This is a genomic window from Acinetobacter sp. RIT698 (genome assembly GCF_009668065.1).
Taxonomy (GTDB): domain Bacteria; phylum Pseudomonadota; class Gammaproteobacteria; order Pseudomonadales; family Moraxellaceae; genus Acinetobacter; species Acinetobacter guillouiae.
This window is the reverse complement of the sequence record NZ_WJYH01000002.1, coordinates 66,752-86,479: the sequence shown is the minus strand read 5'-3', so window position 1 is coordinate 86,479 and position 19,728 is coordinate 66,752. Positions and strand designations below refer to the sequence as shown.

The 19,728-nt window shown below is 38.8% G+C and carries 20 protein-coding genes; 16 read left to right on the top strand and 4 right to left on the bottom strand.

From position 1 onward, the window contains the following. Positions 1-46 precede the first annotated feature (46 nt). The 11 genes from GJV03_RS01310 (at position 47) to rplS (ending at position 9,903) form a co-directional block, all read left to right on the top strand. Positions 47-556 carry a prepilin-type N-terminal cleavage/methylation domain-containing protein gene (locus GJV03_RS01310; protein WP_171501821.1) on the top strand — a complete coding sequence of 170 codons (510 nt, stop codon included), beginning with the start codon at positions 47-49 and terminating at the stop codon, positions 554-556. Beyond that, entirely contained in the window at positions 553-1,074 is a 522-nt protein-coding gene (gene pilV, locus GJV03_RS01305; RefSeq protein WP_154129296.1) for a type IV pilus modification protein PilV, read from the top strand. Before GJV03_RS01310 ends, pilV begins: the two co-directional genes overlap by 4 nt. Continuing rightward, positions 1,074-1,994 carry a PilW family protein gene (locus GJV03_RS01300; RefSeq protein ID WP_252720666.1) on the top strand — a complete coding sequence of 307 codons (921 nt, stop codon included), beginning with the start codon at positions 1,074-1,076 and terminating at the stop codon, positions 1,992-1,994. Before pilV ends, GJV03_RS01300 begins: the two co-directional genes overlap by 1 nt. Then, entirely contained in the window at positions 1,978-2,757 is a 780-nt protein-coding gene (locus GJV03_RS01295) for a hypothetical protein (RefSeq protein ID WP_154129294.1), read from the top strand. Before GJV03_RS01300 ends, GJV03_RS01295 begins: the two co-directional genes overlap by 17 nt. A gap of 16 nt (positions 2,758-2,773) precedes the next feature. Then, positions 2,774-6,553 carry a PilC/PilY family type IV pilus protein gene (locus GJV03_RS01290; protein ID WP_154129293.1) on the top strand — a complete coding sequence of 1,260 codons (3,780 nt, stop codon included), beginning with the start codon at positions 2,774-2,776 and terminating at the stop codon, positions 6,551-6,553. Then, positions 6,531-7,064 carry a prepilin-type N-terminal cleavage/methylation domain-containing protein gene (locus GJV03_RS21865; protein ID WP_154129292.1) on the top strand — a complete coding sequence of 178 codons (534 nt, stop codon included), beginning with the start codon at positions 6,531-6,533 and terminating at the stop codon, positions 7,062-7,064. The genes GJV03_RS01290 and GJV03_RS21865 overlap by 23 nt, the downstream gene beginning before the upstream one ends. 4 nt (positions 7,065-7,068) lie before the next feature. After that, a complete protein-coding gene (locus GJV03_RS01280) occupies positions 7,069-7,497 on the top strand; it encodes a type IV pilin protein (RefSeq protein ID WP_154129291.1) in 429 nt (142 codons plus the stop codon). Between the two features lie 145 nt (positions 7,498-7,642). Continuing rightward, a complete protein-coding gene (gene rpsP / locus GJV03_RS01275; RefSeq protein WP_004718284.1) occupies positions 7,643-7,900 on the top strand; it encodes a 30S ribosomal protein S16 in 258 nt (85 codons plus the stop codon). 27 nt (positions 7,901-7,927) lie between these two features. Beyond that, positions 7,928-8,476 carry a ribosome maturation factor RimM gene (gene rimM / locus GJV03_RS01270; protein WP_004718282.1) on the top strand — a complete coding sequence of 183 codons (549 nt, stop codon included), beginning with the start codon at positions 7,928-7,930 and terminating at the stop codon, positions 8,474-8,476. Positions 8,477-8,518: 42 nt separating this feature from the next. Next, the gene (gene trmD, locus GJV03_RS01265) at positions 8,519-9,259 is read left to right on the top strand and encodes a tRNA (guanosine(37)-N1)-methyltransferase TrmD (RefSeq protein WP_151957547.1); all 741 of its coding nucleotides are present in this window, start codon (positions 8,519-8,521) and stop codon (positions 9,257-9,259) included. Between the two features lie 272 nt (positions 9,260-9,531). After that, complete coding sequence (gene rplS / locus GJV03_RS01260) at positions 9,532-9,903, top strand: 50S ribosomal protein L19 (protein ID WP_004718278.1); 372 nt, start codon at positions 9,532-9,534, stop codon at positions 9,901-9,903. Positions 9,904-9,966: 63 nt separating this feature from the next. Here the strand turns inward: rplS and GJV03_RS01255 are convergent, their stop codons facing one another. From GJV03_RS01255 to GJV03_RS01245, 3 genes are all read right to left on the bottom strand, one after another. After that, on the bottom strand, positions 9,967-10,935 hold the full coding sequence (locus GJV03_RS01255) for a triacylglycerol lipase (RefSeq protein WP_004718275.1): 969 nt from the start codon (positions 10,933-10,935) through the stop codon (positions 9,967-9,969). A 264-nt stretch (positions 10,936-11,199) separates the two neighbouring features. Next, on the bottom strand, positions 11,200-12,174 hold the full coding sequence (locus GJV03_RS01250; RefSeq protein WP_004718274.1) for a triacylglycerol lipase: 975 nt from the start codon (positions 12,172-12,174) through the stop codon (positions 11,200-11,202). Positions 12,175-12,563: 389 nt separating this feature from the next. Then, the gene (locus tag GJV03_RS01245) at positions 12,564-13,598 is read right to left on the bottom strand and encodes a lipase secretion chaperone (RefSeq protein WP_154129290.1); all 1,035 of its coding nucleotides are present in this window, start codon (positions 13,596-13,598) and stop codon (positions 12,564-12,566) included. Positions 13,599-13,736: 138 nt separating this feature from the next. Between GJV03_RS01245 and truB the strand changes: the two genes are divergently transcribed. From truB to GJV03_RS01230, 3 genes are all read left to right on the top strand, one after another. Next, entirely contained in the window at positions 13,737-14,642 is a 906-nt protein-coding gene (gene truB / locus GJV03_RS01240; RefSeq protein WP_105714031.1) for a tRNA pseudouridine(55) synthase TruB, read from the top strand. Between the two features lie 131 nt (positions 14,643-14,773). Next, positions 14,774-15,541 carry a TSUP family transporter gene (locus GJV03_RS01235; protein ID WP_004718268.1) on the top strand — a complete coding sequence of 256 codons (768 nt, stop codon included), beginning with the start codon at positions 14,774-14,776 and terminating at the stop codon, positions 15,539-15,541. A 164-nt stretch (positions 15,542-15,705) separates the two neighbouring features. Beyond that, positions 15,706-16,167 (top strand): hemerythrin domain-containing protein, encoded by a 462-nt coding sequence (locus tag GJV03_RS01230; RefSeq protein WP_105714030.1) that lies wholly within the window; start codon positions 15,706-15,708, stop codon positions 16,165-16,167. 232 nt (positions 16,168-16,399) lie between these two features. Here GJV03_RS01230 and GJV03_RS01225 read toward each other — a convergent pair whose 3' ends face one another. Next, positions 16,400-17,269, bottom strand: a complete 870-nt coding sequence (locus GJV03_RS01225; RefSeq protein ID WP_056516700.1) for an EamA family transporter — start codon at positions 17,267-17,269, stop codon at positions 16,400-16,402. Positions 17,270-17,438: 169 nt separating this feature from the next. On the opposite strand from GJV03_RS01225, the gene GJV03_RS01220 reads away from it, so the two are divergent. Together GJV03_RS01220 and GJV03_RS01215 are read left to right on the top strand one after the other, a co-directional pair. Continuing rightward, positions 17,439-18,869, top strand: a complete 1,431-nt coding sequence (locus tag GJV03_RS01220; protein ID WP_151956636.1) for an SEL1-like repeat protein — start codon at positions 17,439-17,441, stop codon at positions 18,867-18,869. A gap of 14 nt (positions 18,870-18,883) precedes the next feature. Further along, positions 18,884-19,603, top strand: coding sequence for a metallophosphoesterase (locus GJV03_RS01215; RefSeq protein ID WP_004718259.1), 720 nt, complete (start codon positions 18,884-18,886; stop codon positions 19,601-19,603). The last annotated feature ends 125 nt before the right edge of the window (positions 19,604-19,728 follow it).

The window sequence follows — 19,728 nt, the reverse complement described above, 5'->3', positions numbered from 1 at the left end:
TATGATTTTTAATAGGGTAAAGTTTTGTTGCGATGGGGGAGTAGCAATGCATAATAATCGAGGATTCACCTTAATTGAATTGATGGTGACAATTGCTGTTTTGGCGATTGTTGCGTCGATTGCAGCGCCTTCTTTTTCAAAGCTCTTAGCAACCTATCAAGCGAATAAAAGCAAAGAAGAGTTAATGACAGCACTAAAAGAAGGGAAGAGCCGTGCATCATCAATGAAAATGTCTGTGATCGTTTGCCCGAATAAAGATGGCTCGAATCAGGAAATAACAAAGACACTCTGTTTAACCAAAGCAGGAGTTAGTACAGCCAATGTTTCAAATTTCATTGATGCAAAACGTGTCATTTTAGCCAATATTGATAAGGCTGTTAGTGTTGGTGGTGACTTATATGTTGTGTTTAGTGCTATTGGGTCATCACTTGATAATGTGCCAAGTACAAACCTAAAGGCAAGAAAAATAACAATATGCGGTAATAAGGAACTCACCGAAATAACAGTGTCCGTTATCGGAATTGTATCCTCTGAAAAGAATGGAGCATGCTCATGAAGAATAAGAAGAATCAATTGGGTGTGGGGCTCGTTGAAGTTTTAGTTGCCCTGGTTTTGCTTGCGATCGGGGTTTTGGGATTTACTGCTTTACAGTTAAGGGCTGTAGATGCGACTAGTGAAGCGCTTACAAGATCTCAAGCAACACTAATTTTGAGAGGCTTAACAGAAAGTATTCGTGCTAATCCTAATGGTCAATCTAGTTATCCTGCTGCTGTAAAAGGGTATATTGGTGTGGGAGAAAAGTCTCCGAAAAAAAAATGTTTTAATGCCACATGTACACCAGCAGAAATGGCTGATTATGATTCATATTTGGCTGCCGATGCAGCATCAAGAATCGGGATTAGTATTACAATGACAGATTGCCCAGGGGTAGGCAGTACAATTAAAAGGCAATGCTTATTCGCTGCTTGGGATGAAACTGCATCGAAGTTAAAAGCAGGTGATTATAGTGCCTGTATGAGTAGCACAGGAACGTATGTGTTTACTGCAAAATGCCTAATGATGGAGGCATATTAATGAGATTCATGATAAAGCACGAAATAATGGGGCCTCAGAAGGGTTTCACACTAATTGAATTGATCGTTGCTCTTGCTATTGGTCTTATTATTAGCGCCGCAGCTTTGCAATTGTTCACTGGTGGTTTAATTACGGCAAAAATGCAAGAAGCGAGTGCAGAGTTGCAAGATAGTGGGGTGTTCGGTGTCGATTATATTGCTAGAGATATCCGTCTCGCGAATTTTGGAAATGTAAATAATCCAGTGTTAGATACAACAACACCCAATGGTGGAATTATTTTTACCAGTGGAGACCCAGCTTTAGGTAAGGCAAATTTACAATTAAAAGATGTAAGTGCAGGATTGTTAACAAAATCAGGAGGTCCGACTGGGACGAGCTCTAGTAGTGATCAACTCACGATTATGTTTCAAGCACCCAATAAAATGATGAACTGTGAAGGTAGAGAAGTACAGGCCAGTGAGTATGTTATTCAGCGTTATTTCTTAAGGACAGATAATGGTAACTTGGCATTGGCTTGTGATGCAAATACCCCAGGAAGTAGTGTCCCTTCTATTGCTGGATTAAATGATTCAAATAATGGTGAAGTGATTATGCCAAGGGTGGATCTTGTTAGATTTTACATCGGAGCAAAAGCTGGAAACAATTTTAGCTATTACACTATTGAGCAATTTAAGACAGCAGTAAAGGCGGCGTCCTCTCCAAATATCCCTAGAGTTGTCTCCATTAGAATGATGGTTTTGGTGCGCTCTAAAGATCCAATAACAAATAAAAATATAGACCCATCTAAAGAAAGTTTTAATTTCCCTGATGGTGACGTGACTTTGACGGATAAAAGTACCAAATATTTACGACGTTTATATACAACAAATATTGCATTAAGAAATGGCTTAGGAGAGAAGATTTATGAAACATCGAACTAACCTAAGCAAGCAGAAAGGGTCAACGATTATCGTTGTTATGATGATGTTGTTATTTTTAACAATTGTTGGAGTAATGGCTATTCGGACCTCTATGACAACATTGAATATTGCGACAAATGCGCAAATTGGTCAGCTTTCAAGTCAAACAGCGGATACACCAATCAACCAAGTGTTTTTAGAGGATTTAAATAAACAAGTGAATCTTTCAAGTGTTATTGGTAAAGCTTTGAAAGATGCAGATACAGAACCTGGTAAAGAATATGTATTTTGCTATAAACCTAGAGTGAGTACTCGATTTGGTTCAGTTACATCGATGGCTGTACTTAGAAATACAAGTTCTGATGTTGAGTTAGTTGAGGGAAGTACAGATAATTTTTGTAATTTAACCACTGACTTTGGTAGTGCAAGACGAGGGGTAGTTACACAGATTTCTATTAAAATTCCAACAGATACCGCTGATTTACCTCCTTTGGCATTACTCGCAAGAAATATTAATGTAAGTGGCGGACAAACAATTCCACAAGGGGTAACTGAGCAAAAACGTATTCGGATGACGACAGTAGCAGTGATGCCCATTTATGCTAAAAACTTGTCTGCGGCTCAAGCATGTTTAAGAGAAAATGTGAATGATAATTTAGATGCGGAATCTAGTGCTAAACAAACAACAGCACAATGTCTCGTAAATCTTGGTGTTCCAGTCAACAGTCAAGTCCAAGAGTTTAATTTGCAAACATTTATAAAGATGGTTAAAGCACCAGTATAATGATGAGGAATGTAAAATGAAATCTAAAAAGCTTACGGCCTCATTGAGTTATGCAGGCAAGCAAAAAAAATTAAATTTAGGCATGGTCGGATTTACAACGTTTGTCGGTACATTCCTGATAATGTCTTCTGTCACCCAAGCGAATGATTTACAAATTTATGCTGCACCTACTGCAGGAAAAAAGACGCTGGTGATGATGTTGGATACATCTGGATCAATGGCTTACTTTGATGATAGTAGGTGTTATAGGAATGGAACGGAGAGTAAGACATCAACAGTGCCTTATGAACGTAGATATTGTACTGATCGATATGGTACTAAGGTAGGCTATGATCGATTAACACGTTTAAAAGATGGAATGTTTGCATTTTTAAATAGTGATGAATCTTCGCTAAGACAAGTTCGGGTTGGTTTAGGAAATTATTCTGCTGGTGGAGATGGTCGGAGCGGTCAAATTTTAGTTCCAGCCAAAGAACTGGGAGAGGTAAATTCTACTCAAAGAACAGCTTTAAGAAATGCAATAAAAGATTTAACAGCTTACAATGGTACACCAACAGCACATGCTTATGCAGAAGCAGCAGCATATTTAATGGGTACTAAAACATTACAATCAATAAATTTAAATAATGCCCCAATGTTTTTTTCATATTCAACTGGCGGTTGGTGGTCAACAACTTATAATTATCAGTGTAATCAGTGGAATGCTTCTGGAACAAACTGCAATTCTTGGTATACAGTGAGTTCGATCAATACGAATGGTTTAACAGCACAACCATGCTCTATAAATGGTAATAATGGTACTTGTTATAATAAAACAGGGACTGTTTTATTCTCCAATAATGATAGTGGATTTACAAAATCTGCTGATGATACAAAAGTCGCTGATAATACAACATACAAGTCGCCACTCCCCGCTGTTGAAGATCGGCAAAGCTGTGATGGTCAAGGGGTTTATATTCTTTCAGATGGTGCCGCCAATTCTACAACTGAAACTAGAGCAAGTAACTTAATGACAGCCGCTCTAGATGCATATGGGAATAATTTTAGTTGTGCTGGTGGACTCGCTGAAGCCTACGAAGGAAGTAATCCCGGAGGTTGGCGCTGTATCGGGGAGTTTGCTAAAAAATTATTTGATAAAACTAAGAATCCAACAGGTGTGTCTATTCAAACTGCTTTTGTTGGTTTTGGTAATGAAATGAATGACTTGGGTTATGGGTATGTGGAAAATGCTTGTAGACTGAGTTCCCGTACACAAGACGACCGAAAATCAGATGATCAATGTTCCCCAACAGCTACAGGAAATTATAAGCAGAGCAAACCAGGTTATGGAAATGGCGGTTTTTTCATTGCAAAAGAATCTAGTGAGATTACCAATAGCGTAATTAAATTTATCGATAACTTAGGTAAAAATCTAATTAGTCCATTATCAACTGGGGCGATTTCTGTTCCTGTGGATGCTTTAAGTCCACAATCATTCCAACCTTATGGATATTTGAGAGCGTTGGAACCAAAACCAGGGACTCAGAATATTACTTGGACTGGGAACTTGAAAAAATACAGTATTCAAGGTGGCGCTTTAAAATCAGGAAGCAACTTTGTTTTTCAAAGCAATGGATTACTCAATCCAAGTTCTCAAGATATTTGGAACGGCACCTCTCTAACTGATGGTGATGGTGTTACAGCGGGTGGCGTCTATTCAAAAATTAAATTGCCGACACTCGCTAGCCCTAACGGTTATAGACCACTTTATTCAGATATAAAAAGTGTGGCATCAAGTGGAGCAATTACTTCCACAGATAAAAATTCTGATTTATTTTTAGTCACCCAATCTGCGACAACTCCAACAAATCTACTAGATAAGTTTAAGACTGATAATCGATTGAAAAACTTAACATTAGATGTCCAGTTAAAATTATTAAATTATCTAGGTTATGATATCAATCTTAGTTCGACACAGCTTCCGAATAGTTTAGATTCGCCTAATGATGCTTTTACATCGATGGGTGCGAGTATTCACTCTTTCCCTGTACAAATGACCTATAAAGGAACTTTAGATGCAGATGGTAATTTAAAGTCTACACGTGATCAATCGTTACTTTATGGAAGTATGGAAGGTGCTTTACGTATCGTCAATTCATCGACCGGTGAAGAGCAGATGGTTTTTGTTCCTGCGGAAATTTTGCAGGATAGTACGGCATCGAAAGCGCTGAGGAAAGATGAGTCAAATATAAATGGCGTTACACAAGGCATTAATGGGGCTTGGGTTGCTGATTCAGATTATAAAGTAACTGGTGGAAGTGATACAGGTACATCAGTCGTAGCAAATAAGATGAATGTATACGGTGGTATGCGTATGGGAGGAAAAAGCTATTATGGCTTAGATGTCCTTAATCCAAGCGCACCTAAATTACTTTTCCGTATTCTTGGTGGGGCAGGTGACTACACTCGTATGGGGCAAACTTGGTCTAAACCTGTACTAGCCAATATTCGTTATAACAACCAAATTACCCGAGTGATGATTGTGGGTGGTGGTTATGATATGTGCTATGAAAATCCAAGATTTAAATTGAACTCATCAAATTCCAATACAGATTATCCATCTACATCATGTAACAATAAAGCACAGGCAGATGGTAATGCAGTTTATATTATCAATGCAAAAACGGGTGAGAGAATTTGGTGGGCAAGTAATTCAGGTGCTAACACGAATAATGCAAATATGACCCATAGTATTGTTAGTAGAATCAGTACTTTGGATCGTGATGGGGATGGCTTAGTTGATAATCTTTATTTTGGTGATTTAGGTGGGCAAGTATTTCGTATTGATTTAAATAATGCCAAAAATACTCCAGTCGCATCCTTTGGGAAAAGAGTTGTTCGTTTAGCAAATCTTGCAACAAAAGCCGATGGAACAAGTATTACAAATGGAGATCAATCTCGTTTTTATCAACCACCAACGCTAACTGTACACGATGAGGCAGGCTCAACATTTGTTATGGTTGGTATTGCGTCTGGTGATCGTAGTACACCATTGGATGTTTCACCGAATAAAGGTCGTGAACTCATGTTGCCTTTAAATGAGTTAACTGGACGCCCAACCAATAAAGTTTATGGATTGATTGATCGTGATATTGCAGATAGTGGATTGATTACGGGTACAAAAGATGCTCAAACAGGTGCTTATAAAGACATTGATCTAAAATCAGTTGACATCACCTTGAAATCTTTAAAGGAAAATCCGCAAAATATAACAGGTATCATTTCTTCGACTTTTTTCCCATATGCTAAAACAGGTATGCAGGGATGGTATCGCTCACTCTCTAGTGATCAGAATGGAAATCCAGTATCTGGACGAACTGCGGGAGGTGTGAAAGCATTTGAAGAAGAACCTGTAGCGATGACGGGAAGATTAATTGTTCCAATTTATGACCCTGAAGGTACGGGTATTGTTGATAAACAAAATCCTTGTCAACCTCGAATTATTGGTGAAAGTAATACTCAACAGTTCTGCTTGCCATATGGAGCCTGTTTGGATTCAAAAGGTGTTGTTGATTGGAGTCTTGAAAAGAGTACTGGTTTTCAGATTGTAGATGGTAAGAATCAAAATGTCTTGGGACCAGGTATACAAGGTATTACTTTTGGTCCAGATGATACTAATGGTGGAAATAATACAGGTAGTAATTGTGGAGCCTTAACTTTGCTGGGTTTACAACAAGGAAAAGGAAGATGGGAGTGTAATAAGATTTTAAACCCAATCCGATGGTATGAAAAATATGTTGAAGCTAAGAAGAATTAGTCGATATGGAACTGTGACAAGCCAAACTTGTCACAGGAACACTTATGGTTTTACATTAATAGAACTAATGGTTGTCATTGTTATCATTACAATTTTAGCTGCTATTATTTATCCAAACTATCAGGATCATGTGCGGAGAGCCGCCGCTGCCCAAGCTCAACAGGAAATACAGAAAATTGCAAATCAGTTGGAGATATTTAAATCTAAGAATCTCACCTATCAAAATTTTGATTTAAAAGATTTATATAGCTCTAACTCGTCAGACGAGATTTTAACACCTGTTGGATCAACTGGAGATATGGTTAAGTACAAAATTACCCTCAAAGATCTATCCGATCCTAGTTTATCTCTTACAGATTCTAGTGCATCAGGATTTGGTTGGGCAATAAAGGCAGAAAGTACAGATGTTAAAAACTATAATCTACTTATGACGAGCGAAGGGCTTCGTTGTAAAACCAAAGACAGTGTTACTTTTACAGCTTGTACAGGTAATGATATTACATCATGGTGAAAGTATGAAGCAGAAAGGATTTACATTAGTTGAGATATTAATTGTTGTGGCAATTATAGGAATTTTAGCTGCAATAGCTTATCCGTCATATCAAGAATATATTGTTCGAACAAACCGAGTTGATGCACAAAGTGAAATGCTTCAAATTGCCCGAAATTTATCCAATTATAAAATGGCGAAAGGGACATTTAAAGATGCCAAATTGGAAAATGGAGCATTTGAAGAAGATTATCCAAGTGTTGGAGAAGCAAAATATAAAGTTAAATTAGAAGTTTCTAAAGATAATTTAACTTGGTCTTTAAATGCTGCTCCAATAGCGGGTTCTCAGCAAGCCGGAAATGGTGATGTCGGATTAGATAGCCAAGGCCAAAAATGTTGGAGCAAAGGCACCACTTGCACTCCATCAGCAACCACAAACTGGGACGGCAAATAAAAATTAAATTCAAAATTGTGGATAAATAAAATTTGATCTTTCTTTCATGACAAAGATAACGTAAAATATTGCCCTCTATGAAAGGGGTTTGAAATGTATCGATGGTCGGTACAAGGATAATCCGTAAAAACTATAAGGTTCTATCATGGTTGTAATTCGTCTAGCACGCGGTGGTGCTAAAAAACGTCCGTTCTATCAAGTAATCGTAACTGATAGCCGCAATGCGCGTGACGGTCGTTTCATCGAACGTATTGGTTTCTTTAACCCTACAGCTCAAGGTAAAGCAGAAAAACTTCGTTTAGATGCTGACCGTTTTGCTCACTGGGTTGCTCAAGGCGCTCAACCGTCTGAACGTGTTGCTTCTTTAGCTGCTCAAGCTAAGAAAGCTGCAGCTACTGCATAATTAAATCTTTAATTAGGCAGTAAGCCCATGACACCAGCACAGAATGTGCCCGAAGATCGTATTCAGATTGGACAGCTACGTTCAGCATATGGATTAAATGGGTGGCTCTGGGTCTATTCCAATACAGAACCTATGAGCAACATATTTGACTACCTTCCTTGGTATATTGAGACCAAAGCAGGTTGGCAAATTGTAGACGTAAAACGTTGGAAACCACATGGTAAAGGCTTGGTTGTTTCGTTGAAAAGTGTGAGTGATCGCACTGCAGCAGACAGTCTAGTTGGCGCGAATGTTTGGATTTCAAAATCGCAACTGCCTCAAGCAGGCGTGGACGAGTATTACTGGTCTGATTTAAAAGGTCTAATCGTATTAGGTCTGAATGAAGAAGAACAGGAAGTAAATCTTGGTCAAATCCACGAATTGTTTGAAACAGGCGCCAATGATGTCATGGTTGTTCGTGCAACAGCAGATAGCATCGATGGCGAAGAGCGAATGATTCCATGGCATAAAGATGTGGTACAACGCGTTGATCTCGAAGCTGGTCGTATCTATGTCAATTGGGGCGTAGATTTCTAATCCGATAAGGATTGGCGCAGCAGGAAAATAGAGGAGTCTGCGATGTTTTTTGCAGTCATTACGCTTTTTCCTGAAATGTTTGAAGCGATTACAGCGTACGGAATTAGCGGGCGAGCGGCAAAGCGTGACATTGTACAAGTTCATTGTATCAATCCGCGAGAATTTGCTGAGGGTAACTACAAACGAGTGGATGAACGTCCATTTGGTGGTGGTCCTGGTATGGTGATGATGGCTGAGCCTTTGGCAAAAGCAATCCACTATGCAAAAGAGCTTGCAAAGCAAGCAGGTGCAGTTCATGTTCCTGTGGTGTATATGTCACCGCAAGGACAGACCTTAAATGAACCCGCAGTACAACAATTTGTTGAATATGACGGATTAATTGTGCTGTGTGGACGTTATGAGGGAGTTGATGAGCGTTTGATCCAAAAATATGTTGATCAGGAATGGTCGATTGGAGATTACGTATTATCAGGCGGTGAACTCCCTGCGATGGTTTTATTGGACAGTATTATTCGACGTTTGCCGAATACCATGTCAGATGAACAATCCGCAGTGCAAGACTCGTTTGTGGATGGTCTTTTAGATTGCCCACAATATACCAAGCCAGATCATTTTGAAGGTTTGGAAGTTCCTGAAGTACTTAAGTCAGGGCACCATGCCAATATTGAAAAATGGCGGTTTTTGCAACGCTATCAACGCACTTTAGAACGCCGACCTGAGTTGGTGGAACACGTTGAGTTGACCAAGCAGCAAAAAAAATGGCTAAAAGATGAGCGAGGGTAGGCAAGCATTGATTATGTTTGTTTCAACGCACGTCAGAAGCTGTGCTTCTTATTCAGGGATACAACATTCATCATTGTTGTCCTGCGGAATGTAAGTTCCATAAGAAGTCGGCTTCAAGAAAATACTTATGATTAAGTACTTATATTAGGCTCTTTATTGATCTGAATAACATCAGCAATAAAGGGAAAGATAAACGGGTTGATACGCGATTTAGCCTCTATCCCCAGCGGTTGTGCAGACCTCTTCTGTCCCGCAAAACGGAGATTCCCACAATGAGTGGTAAACATCCTTTAGTTCAAGCAATTGAAAACCAACAGTTAAAAACTGACCTCCCAACTTTTGCTCCTGGTGACACAGTTATCGTTCAAGTAAAAGTAAAAGAAGGTGATCGTGAGCGTCTTCAGGCTTTTGAAGGCGTAGTTATTGCGAAGAAAAACCGTGGCTTGAACTCTGCGTTCACAGTACGTAAAATTTCTAGCGGTGTTGGTGTTGAGCGTGTATTCCAAACTCACTCTCCAATCGTTGCTAAAATCGAAGTGAAACGTCGTGGTGACGTTCGTCGTGCTAAGCTTTATTACCTACGTGAATTGTCTGGTAAAGCTGCGCGTATTCGTGAAAAATTACCAGCGCGTAAACAAGGTTAATTTTAACTTCGCTTTACAGCTAAAAAATGCGCCATTTGGCGCATTTTTTGTTTCTTGCTACAGTTAAAGCCCTTGTAGTTTCAGGCGATTGGTATGTTCACGATAGACTTGTACTGGATCTGGTGAAAAAATTGCACGCAATCCTAAAATTTGATTGACCTCATCTAAGTGATTCCAACGATAATCATCACGAATCGTTTTGCCAAATTTGGCACTACACCGTGGAACTAAACCATCATTATCACGACCAGCATTAATTAATAAACTTGTGCCAAGTAGGGCCGAATCCAAGTCGAGAAGATTTGTGACGGCTGTATTGCCCGTAAATGAATAGAATTGAATCCCTTTTTCTTGATAAGCCCCTTCACCACAAGCTGTGGTGCCAACGCCCATCGGGAATTTACTGTTAAATAGCGCAGAACCTTCAATGGTGAGGCTTTTCCCACCTGCTAACGCATCATGGGGAAGTTCTTTCGGGTCAAGACCTTGCGCCCAGACAATTGCTTTTGAAAATAAATTGACCACACTCACCAATGGGCCTTGAAGCGGCGTGCTTTCTATACTTAAGATAACGTTTGCAACAGGGCTGCCTTTTTGTGGTGAACCAACAGCGGTTACAGATGCAACCTGGGTAGGCATAATGCCTGCGACATAGCGGCTGGTAGGACCACCATGCGAATGGCCGATCAGATTGACTTTTTGACTGCCGGTAATTGCCAGAATCTCTTCGACTTGCTGAGCCAATTGCTCACCACGGACTTCAGTAGAATTAAAGGGTGATACTCGCGTAGCCCATGTATTGGCGCCGTTGCGAGCCAAATCTGGTAAAATTTGATACCAGTAGTCTAATCCTAAAACATCGCCAGCACGAATAAACCCAGCCATACCGTGCACAAATACCACAGGATATTTGGTTTTTGCATAGTCCGAGTTTACTTTACTGACAGTCACTTTTTGCGCATTATTAGATGCATATGCGGTTGATAATGTACTCGCCAGCAGTAGACTCGCGATAATACGTCCATATTTCATGTTAAAACTCCATCTATTTTATTATTGGGCGATTTACATACCTCAATTTTAAATGTATTGAGTGTAAAGCCTCGATTCTGATCATGTTTGCAGGAACACAAACTTTTAACTTCTTTGTTTTTTTAAATCTTATATCAAATCAGATTCTGGAATTCGAAATTCAATACAATGTTTAGTACAAAATTTGAATCCAGAATCATTTACTATTCAACTATAAAATATACTGAATGAACAGTACATTTTATCGCCTCTCATCGGCAATATTTACAAGCCTTGTAATTTCAGACGATTGGCATGCTGACGATATTGAGCAAGTGGGTTTGGTGCAAAAAATATTCCACGTAGCCCTAAAACATGATTGATTTCATCCAAGTGCGTTTGACGATAATTGTCTCGAATCACTTGCCCATAATGGGTATTGCAACGATTCATCAAGCCATCATTATCTAAATTTTTATAAGATAAAGGTGCGAGTGTGGAAATGACGCCATCCATAACATCAAAAATGTTGGTGAATTGGGCTGTACCCGTCCAAGAATAATGATAAACACCATTGGCTGTTACTTTTTGACCATTGCCACAGTCTTTGGGAATCGCAGCACTTGGATATTTTGCATTAAATTCAGCAGCCCCTTTTTCACTCACACTTTGTAAAGAGTTATTTAGGCTGAGGGGGAGGGATGGATTACCTTCGAGAAGCGTAATCACTGGTGCTAAGATATGTTGACTAAAGATAGTCAGCAGCGTATTTGCACCTCGATTACTTAAAATATCATCCGCGATCTTAGAACCTTTAATTGCCCCTGCAACAGCAGTTAAAGAAGCAACTTTTGTGGGTGCAACGATTTCAATATAGCGAATCGTTGGGCCACCATGACTATGCCCAATCAGATTGACTTTGGGTGAGCCAGTCAGTGCGATGACTTCATCGACTTGCTGTAAGAGTTGTTCACCTCGAACCTGTGTCGACTCCAATGGGGAGACTTGTGTCGCATAAACTTTTGCGCCATTGCGAGCTAAATCAGGGAGGATCTGGTAGAAATAATCTATGCCAAAGGAGGAAGTCCCCAGACGTGTGAAACCGAACATCCCATGATTAAATACAATTGGATATTTGGTTTTTGCATAGTTTGAACTGACATAACGTGGATTTACAGTTTGTAAGCCAGATGCAGATGCAGCCATCGAACTTAATCCAATGATTAAACTCAGGGCGAAAATATTGATTTTAAATTTCATATTAAAATACTCTTGTTGTTTTTAAGTGAATTGTTGATTGACATGACGTCTGTGTTGCAAGCTAAAAGTTGCTTACAACCCTTATGATCTCAAGCGATTGGCATACCATCATTATCGTTATTGCTCTAAACCAAAGGTGCAAGTTGCATTAAAATCGTGTCAATCCCGAGCAAGTTTTTAGTTTGTGTGCGTCCTCCTTATAGGGTGTTGTAAATATTATTTTCCACTTTGTATCCGCAGACTTGTAGGTATCCCTGAGTTATAAATGTACAGAGATCCTTGAGTCTGGCTTGCAAACTCAAGCCATAAAACGTGCTATAAATGCATAATCTAAATATTTTTGTTTTCGCTTTTTTCATCATTTTAGCGATGGGCTATGTATTTCATGGCTAATTTGCAAAGGGTAATTTTCCTCCTTGATCATGCACAGTTTCAAAAGTTTGTAATCTGAGTTGCTCTTGTTGATTTGCAAATTGTTGTGATTTCAATTGTTCTACAGCACGCTGTTTGGCTGAATCACTCAGATTACTTTTGAGGATAGTGTCACGTTCAGCAAGGTATTGATTAACTTTGCCTTTCCAATCATTTCTTTGTACATCAAGCGTTTCTAAGCGTTGTGTCGCTTCTGGTCCCACTAAATTGGTGCGCATTTGACGGATCTCTTGTGCAGAACCACCACGCGCCTTGATCTCTGCTGTCAGCTTTCTTAAGTCTTCAAGTTGATTGAGTTGTTGTAAATTCTCTTTCCAGTCTTCGGGGAGTTGCTCGAAAAGCTCTTTGAGTTTTTGTGCTTTTTCAGCAGCAGATAATTTTTGATTATCCATAATTTCTAGGCGGTCTACCGTATATCGGTCATAGGTATCTTGTGTGCCAAATAAGCCTTGAATTTCATAATCCGAGAAGAATTTTTTTCTTAAGTTTTGAGTATTGACTAAAATTTGCTGATAATACTTTGCGCTTTCTTTATCTGCGGTGGGTGCTTGTAAATCGCCTAATTTACTTCTGTAATCAATATAACGTGCCCAGAGATCATTTAACTGTGATAGCACAGGCTCTTTATAGCTGATTTTGGTATAGCTGAGAAAATCTGCTTTGATTTGCTCAATGCTTTTTTCACCATATTGGGTGATGAAATATTCAAAGCAATCTTTGGTCTGTTCATTGACAATCAATCGATTGGAGGCATCCGCACGGATTTGGCAATTAATTTGCGTGTCTTGTTGGCTTTTGCTGGCAAAGCTCAGTGCTTCGGAGGCTGGAAGCTGAGTTGAGGCCAATTGCCCCATCTGTTGTTCGAGTGCTTTTTCAGAAGCTGGTGGTGTTTCAGTCGATTCTGTATTAGGTTTTAGCCAAAAAATCACGGCTATAAGAATGATCAAGAGACTACCAATGATGATCCCAATCATTTTTTTAGATAGATCCATCTAATATTCCTACTATTTTTAGATTTTTTATTGAAAAAATAATTTGCCACAGAATTCGAAATTTCAAACAGAAAATTTGTAAAAATAGACGAATGGTTTTTGCTAAAATAGCGCATTATTCTCCGTATCCAGACCAATATGTCTTCAAAAGCTCAGAAAATACCGCGTCGCCATATCAGTGGTGTTTTTTTATTGAATAAGCCTTTAGGCATAAGTTCAAATGCGGCGCTACAAAAAGTGCGGTGGTTGTATCGCGCTCAAAAGGCAGGGCATACAGGGGCACTTGATCCTTTGGCATCTGGACTTTTACCAATCTGTTTAGGTGAAGCGACTAAATTTTCACACTATCTGTTAGATTCGACCAAGCGTTACCAAACGACTGTTCAACTCGGGCATAGCACGACCACGGGTGATGTTGAAGGCGAGGTTTTACTTGAAAAGGCCGTACCTGAATTAAGTGAAGACAGTATTCAACAGGTTTTGGCGCAATTTACCGGAGATATTCAACAAGTTCCGCCAATGTATTCAGCCTTAAAAAAACAAGGCCGTCCTTTATATGAGTTGGCGCGTCAGGGAATTGAGATTGAACGTGATGCACGGCCAATTCATATTTTTGCCATTGAGCTAATTGCGTTTAATCAGCACAGCCTGACCTTGGATATTACTTGTTCTAAAGGAACGTATATTCGTGTTTTGGGTGAAGACATTGCCAAAGCATTGGGAACTTACGGGCATTTAACGTATTTAAATCGAACTCAAACGGGTCATTTTGATTTGATTCCGGAATATACCATTGAGCATTTGGAAAGCTTGACTGAACAAGCGCGTGAAGCCTTGTTGCTGCCTGTCTATGCACCAATTGATCATTTTCCTAAAGTTCAGGTACCTGAAGGACGTGCGGAATATTTTAGCCGTGGTATGGAAAGTAATATTGAGCATGTTGCCGAAGCTGAAGTCTTGGTTTTTGATGGTGATAAATGTTTAGGCTTGGCTGAAATTACCGATAAAAAGCGTTTAGTGCCTAAACGCGTGCTAAACCTTTAATTTCGTTTCATTGTTAGAAAATGACTCAGTTTAAATCTAAGCCTGATTAAGCTCAAGCAGGATTAAGCCAAAGCAAGGTTAAGTCTCTCAGCGCCTTTTTAATAGACGCATTTAAAAGATAAGTGAATGTTATGGAATTTGATATCATCCTCAGTTTAGTATTCTTTGCCTTTTGTGCAGGGGCAATTGATGCCGCTGTTGGAGGTGGAGGGTTGATTCAAATTCCTGCATTGATGGGTGCTTTACCGCATTATCCTACCGCCACAGTTTTTGGAACCAATAAACTGGCTTCGATTTGTGGAACAGCTTCGGCTGCTTTTTCATATTTAAAACAAGTCAAAATTCAGTGGAAGCTGTTGGCAGTGATTGGAATCACTGCATTTATTAGCTCATTTGGTGGTGCTGCTTGTGTCTCACTGATCCCCCAAGAAATTTTGCGGCCATTTGTATTATTTATGCTGATTGTGATCGCAATCTATACATTTTTTAAGAAGCAATTTGGACAAGTCCATTTTCAACAAGAAATCACGCGTAAAATGTTATTGATCGCGGGTGTAGGTGGTTTATTGATCGGCTTTTATGATGGGATATTTGGGCCAGGTACAGGTAGTTTTTTCATCTTCTATTTTATTCGTTATCTGAAAGTTGACTTTTTGCACGCATCGGCGCTTTCCAAAATTGGCAATTTCATGACCAACTTTGCCGCACTGAGTTTCTTTATTCCCACTGGACATGTGTTATTTCAATTGGGCCTGCTGATGGCTGTTGCCAATGTGTGTGGTTCATTGGTTGGTGTGAAAATGGCACTGAAATATGGCAGTGGTTTTATTCGTATTCTATTTTTGATTTTGGTTAGCATTTTGATTTGTCGCTTGGCCTATCAAATGTTTGTCGCGTAATTTGCTAGATTCTCTGGTTAATTTTTTTTGATACAAAAAAGCTTAAATTTTGTAAGGCTTTTTTTTGATTTGTCTTCTAAGATTGTTGGTTTCTTGATCGAAAAATCACAAACCGAAGCAATGGAAGGTAAATATCAAATAGGATTATAAAAAGAGGGATTTAGATGAATATATTTGAGGCTTTGAGAGAAAGTCATATCATTCAGAAGGATTTGTCAGAACAATTAACACATACCTCAGGCGATAGTCCTGAACGAAGGAAAATTTTTAATTTATTGAAAAATGAATTATTTGCCCATGCTGTTGCAGAAGATCGCTATTTTTATATTCCGTTAATGATGACGGATTCAGGTTTAAATATTACCCGTTTGGCACTGGCTGAACATCATGAGATGGATGAAATATTACAATCGCTAGAACAAACAGATTTTAGCCACTCTCGCTGGCTGGTTTTAGCGAAACGATTATCTGAAATCATCGCGCATCATATTCATCAAGAAGAGCATTCTTTTTTTCAAAAAGCGCTAAAGATTTTAGATGAAAATCAAAAATTAATCTTAGCAAAGAAATATTTATCGGAATATAAAAAGTATAAAGCAAAAGACATTATCCGCTTGGTTGGCTAAGTCTGTTGGCTGGTATTTCGTTGACTTGTCTACAAAGGCAACTAAATAAAATTGAAGCTATAAAGTACCCAGAGAATGATGAGCAGATTGCTGAACGATATTTACAATTTTTTTTAAATTAATGAGATGCTTCTCATCCATCATATATTTACACTGATCTTCTCTTCCTTAAGATCGCGTAAATATGGTCGGGATTCTATATGACTGGCAGTGGGTCAGTATTGAGAATGTTTTAGTGAGCATTTGAGCTTTTCGCCGCTCTAAATGTTACCCCTACCGAGGCAATCATAATGCAGATTAAAGCAACGGTTTGCCAAGCAGTAATATGTTCATTCAGTAAAACCATACCTGAAATTGCGGCAAGTGCAGGGGATAGACTCGATAAAGTACCATAGCTCATTTTGCTTAATTGTTTTAAAGCAAGCAGATCTAAGGCATACGGAATCGCGGTTGCTAAAAGTGCAATCAGCAAAGCTTTGCCCCAGTACTGTGTTTGTAGCAAGGCATCTGGGTTATGTACAGCACTAATTGGCAGCATAACCAAGGCAGACAAGACGATTGCAATACTTAGTGCATGCATACCAATATTTTGTCGTACAACTTTTTGCCCAAAATAAATATAACTTGCCCAACAGACACCCGCACCTAAAGCAAAGGCAGCACCAAGATAGGAAAAGTTATGTGCGGTCGCATCTTGCCAAGGCACCATCAAAGCAATGCCAATGATGGCAAGAAATACCCAAATATAGTCAGTTTTTTGTTTAATCGAGAGCAGTGCCAAAGTCAGAGGCCCTAAAAATTCTAATCCAACAGCAATACCTTGAGGCAATTTGCCTAAAGAGGCATAGAACAGCACATTCATCAAACAGACTGAACCACTATAATAAAGTAGCTCATTCCATCTTAGGTAAGGTAAACGCTTGATAATTTTCCATGAACGGAACATTAAAATAATTAAAATAGACGCAAAACATAATCTTAAGGTCACGACGGTAATCGGATCTAAAACCTCAAATAATTGTTTCGCAAATGAGGCACTGATCTGATAAGCCACCATAGATAAAACCATGAAGAGCACAGCAGTGAGTTGAGAATTTGGCATATCTAAGGTGAGGAAAAATATTGCACAGATTTTAACACTTTCTCGGATTTATTTGAGTATTTCGCGAATAGATGAATATTGATTCAACATTTCCCTTTGAGATTCAGCCGAGTCCTCTGTAAGATGGGAATGATTATACTTGCAATGGCACATGTGTTAGGAATAAAAGATGTCAGGAAATACCAATAAAACTGAAAATTTAGGCTTAAATGCAACAGAGCAAGCAGAAGCTTGGTATATCGATGTACTTAAATTAGAACAACAAGGTCTTGCTCAAAATGAGCAAGACGCTCAAGCGCGTGTTGATTTGTTGGTTAATGCCTCTAATCAGAATTTTGCACCTGCAAGTACTTTGTTAGGACAGTGGCATGTTTTAGGCCGTTATGTAAATCAAAGTGTGCAGTCAGCTATTCTTTTTTTTCAACATGCAGCAAAGCTTAATCATGCACTGGCTCATTTAGAACTTGCTTATCTTGGCTTGAACAATGCAACCAATCAATTGACAAAAGCTCAAGCTTTAATGCATTTGCAACAAGCAGTTCAATTGAATCATCCAGAAGCAATTTTTGTTTATGCACAACAACAATTATCACAGGATCCACAGTCAGCATACTTATTACTTTTAAACAATTATTTAAAAAATCAGCATCAAAACAGCCTGAAGTTTTTTGTAGAGTTTTCAGGGTTTGATTCGATCAAAGTACAAAATGAATTGTTAAAAATCGCTGAAAAAGACCATTTTTCCTGTGCTTTATTGGCGTTTAGTTATTTAAAACAGAACAATCTTGATGCTGCTTTAAAATATGCCGATATCGCGCAAGAACATAATGATCCATTTGGCTGCTATGTTCGCGCACTTATTGAACAACAAAGTGCTAAAGCGGATGCGGCAGTTGTGCAAGAGTTTTTACTTAAAGCTGCAAAAAATGGACATATCGAATCTGCTTATTTAGCTGCAGTGACACTGTTGAAAAATTCGGAAAATGCCAAAACTGAGCAAAAGCAAAAAGAATATGCAGCACTCGCTTTTGATTTATTATCGCATGCTGCTGTTTCAGGTAATGTTCCAGCTCAATATTCTTTAGCACAGTGTTTACGCTATGGTATGGGAACTGAGAAGAATCTTGATCAGGGTATTTCTTGGTTAGAACGTGCTGCAATGCAAAACCATCCAGATGCCCAGTTTGAATTGTCGATGTTATTGCCTTTAGAACATGAACATCACCTTCCATTACTAAATTCAGCTGCAGAGAAAGGCCATGTTCAGGCCATGCTGTGTATGTCAATTTTTGAGCAACGTCAAAACAATGCGGATGGGGCATTATTCTGGTTAAACAAAGCCAAAGAGTTGAAAGTTCCACGTGCCTTCTTCTTATTGGCACAAATGTATCAGGAAGGTAAGTGTGTAGAGGCTGATTTAACCCAAAGTGCAGATTTGTTTAAACAAGCTGCCGATCATGGTGATATCGACTCTTATTTTGAATTATTTAAAATTTATAAAGATGGGATCGGGGTGCGTAAAAATAAAAAAACTGCCAGCAAATATTTGGATTTAGCCAAAGAAAACCAGCATATTGAAGCAGCTTCAATTGAGTTTTAATCAAAGATCAGTCTATGTCTGAATTATCGCAACACAAGCTCGCGCATGTAGCGACCTATACCCATGAGACAGGTCGCTTGTTTGTGGTAGGTGATATACATGGTTGTTATGATCTGTTGATGCAACAGCTTGAACGTGTTCAATTTAACTTTGAAAAGGATCTATTGATTGCTGTAGGGGATCTTGTTGATCGTGGTCCTGACAGTTTGAAATGTTTGCATCTGCTTGCAGAGCCTTGGTTTAAAGCTGTTTTAGGCAATCATGAAGAAATGTGTTTATTGTCGCAGATCGATCCGATGATGAAAGATATGCATGCGCATCATGGTGGAAAATGGTTTTATGCATTAAGTCCAGATCAGCAGCAACAAGTCATCGATCAATTAAACACTTTACCCATACTGTTAGAAGTCATTTATCAAAATAAGAAGTATGGCTTTGTGCATGCCGATATAGATCTAAATGATTGGGATGCGTTTAAAGTTGCGACACGATCTAAAAGTCGCGAATTGGCGTTATGGGGCAGAGGAAGAATTAAAAATAAACGCTTTATGCGTTATTCAACAGTTGTCGGTGTGGAGCAGGTTTTTCTAGGTCATACCGTGGTTGATTTTGTCACCAAGAAGCATAATTGCTATTTTCTAGATACGGGCGCTTGTTTTGGAAGTGAGTTAAGCCTTGTTGAAATAGATCATCACCGCCCGATAGAAAAACAAGTGTTTGTCCTGAAGTCATAATTTTGCTTATTATTGTTTAAATATTTTTAAGAGTTCAGGCTATTCATTGCAGTGAATTTTATATGGCTATTACTTAAATTTTATCTGTGTAGTGGAAAAAATAAGTCTTTAATTAAAAAATACAT

Bases quoted from the DNA above. Each gene is read 5' to 3' on its own strand.
- GJV03_RS01310 (WP_171501821.1), top strand. From the start codon at position 47: ATGCATAATAATCGAGGATTCACCTTAATTGAATTGATGGTGACAATT.
- pilV (WP_154129296.1), top strand. From the start codon at position 553: ATGAAGAATAAGAAGAATCAATTGGGTGTGGGGCTCGTTGAAGTTTTA.
- GJV03_RS01300 (WP_252720666.1), top strand. From the start codon at position 1,074: ATGAGATTCATGATAAAGCACGAAATAATGGGGCCTCAGAAGGGTTTC.
- GJV03_RS01295 (WP_154129294.1), top strand. From the start codon at position 1,978: ATGAAACATCGAACTAACCTAAGCAAGCAGAAAGGGTCAACGATTATC.
- GJV03_RS01290 (WP_154129293.1), top strand. From the start codon at position 2,774: ATGAAATCTAAAAAGCTTACGGCCTCATTGAGTTATGCAGGCAAGCAA.
- GJV03_RS21865 (WP_154129292.1), top strand. From the start codon at position 6,531: ATGTTGAAGCTAAGAAGAATTAGTCGATATGGAACTGTGACAAGCCAA.
- GJV03_RS01280 (WP_154129291.1), top strand. From the start codon at position 7,069: ATGAAGCAGAAAGGATTTACATTAGTTGAGATATTAATTGTTGTGGCA.
- rpsP (WP_004718284.1), top strand. From the start codon at position 7,643: ATGGTTGTAATTCGTCTAGCACGCGGTGGTGCTAAAAAACGTCCGTTC.
- rimM (WP_004718282.1), top strand. From the start codon at position 7,928: ATGACACCAGCACAGAATGTGCCCGAAGATCGTATTCAGATTGGACAG.
- trmD (WP_151957547.1), top strand. From the start codon at position 8,519: ATGTTTTTTGCAGTCATTACGCTTTTTCCTGAAATGTTTGAAGCGATT.
- rplS (WP_004718278.1), top strand. From the start codon at position 9,532: ATGAGTGGTAAACATCCTTTAGTTCAAGCAATTGAAAACCAACAGTTA.
- GJV03_RS01255 (WP_004718275.1), bottom strand. From the start codon at position 10,935: ATGAAATATGGACGTATTATCGCGAGTCTACTGCTGGCGAGTACATTA.
- GJV03_RS01250 (WP_004718274.1), bottom strand. From the start codon at position 12,174: ATGAAATTTAAAATCAATATTTTCGCCCTGAGTTTAATCATTGGATTA.
- GJV03_RS01245 (WP_154129290.1), bottom strand. From the start codon at position 13,598: ATGGATCTATCTAAAAAAATGATTGGGATCATCATTGGTAGTCTCTTG.
- truB (WP_105714031.1), top strand. From the start codon at position 13,737: ATGTCTTCAAAAGCTCAGAAAATACCGCGTCGCCATATCAGTGGTGTT.
- GJV03_RS01235 (WP_004718268.1), top strand. From the start codon at position 14,774: ATGGAATTTGATATCATCCTCAGTTTAGTATTCTTTGCCTTTTGTGCA.
- GJV03_RS01230 (WP_105714030.1), top strand. From the start codon at position 15,706: ATGAATATATTTGAGGCTTTGAGAGAAAGTCATATCATTCAGAAGGAT.
- GJV03_RS01225 (WP_056516700.1), bottom strand. From the start codon at position 17,269: ATGCCAAATTCTCAACTCACTGCTGTGCTCTTCATGGTTTTATCTATG.
- GJV03_RS01220 (WP_151956636.1), top strand. From the start codon at position 17,439: ATGTCAGGAAATACCAATAAAACTGAAAATTTAGGCTTAAATGCAACA.
- GJV03_RS01215 (WP_004718259.1), top strand. From the start codon at position 18,884: ATGTCTGAATTATCGCAACACAAGCTCGCGCATGTAGCGACCTATACC.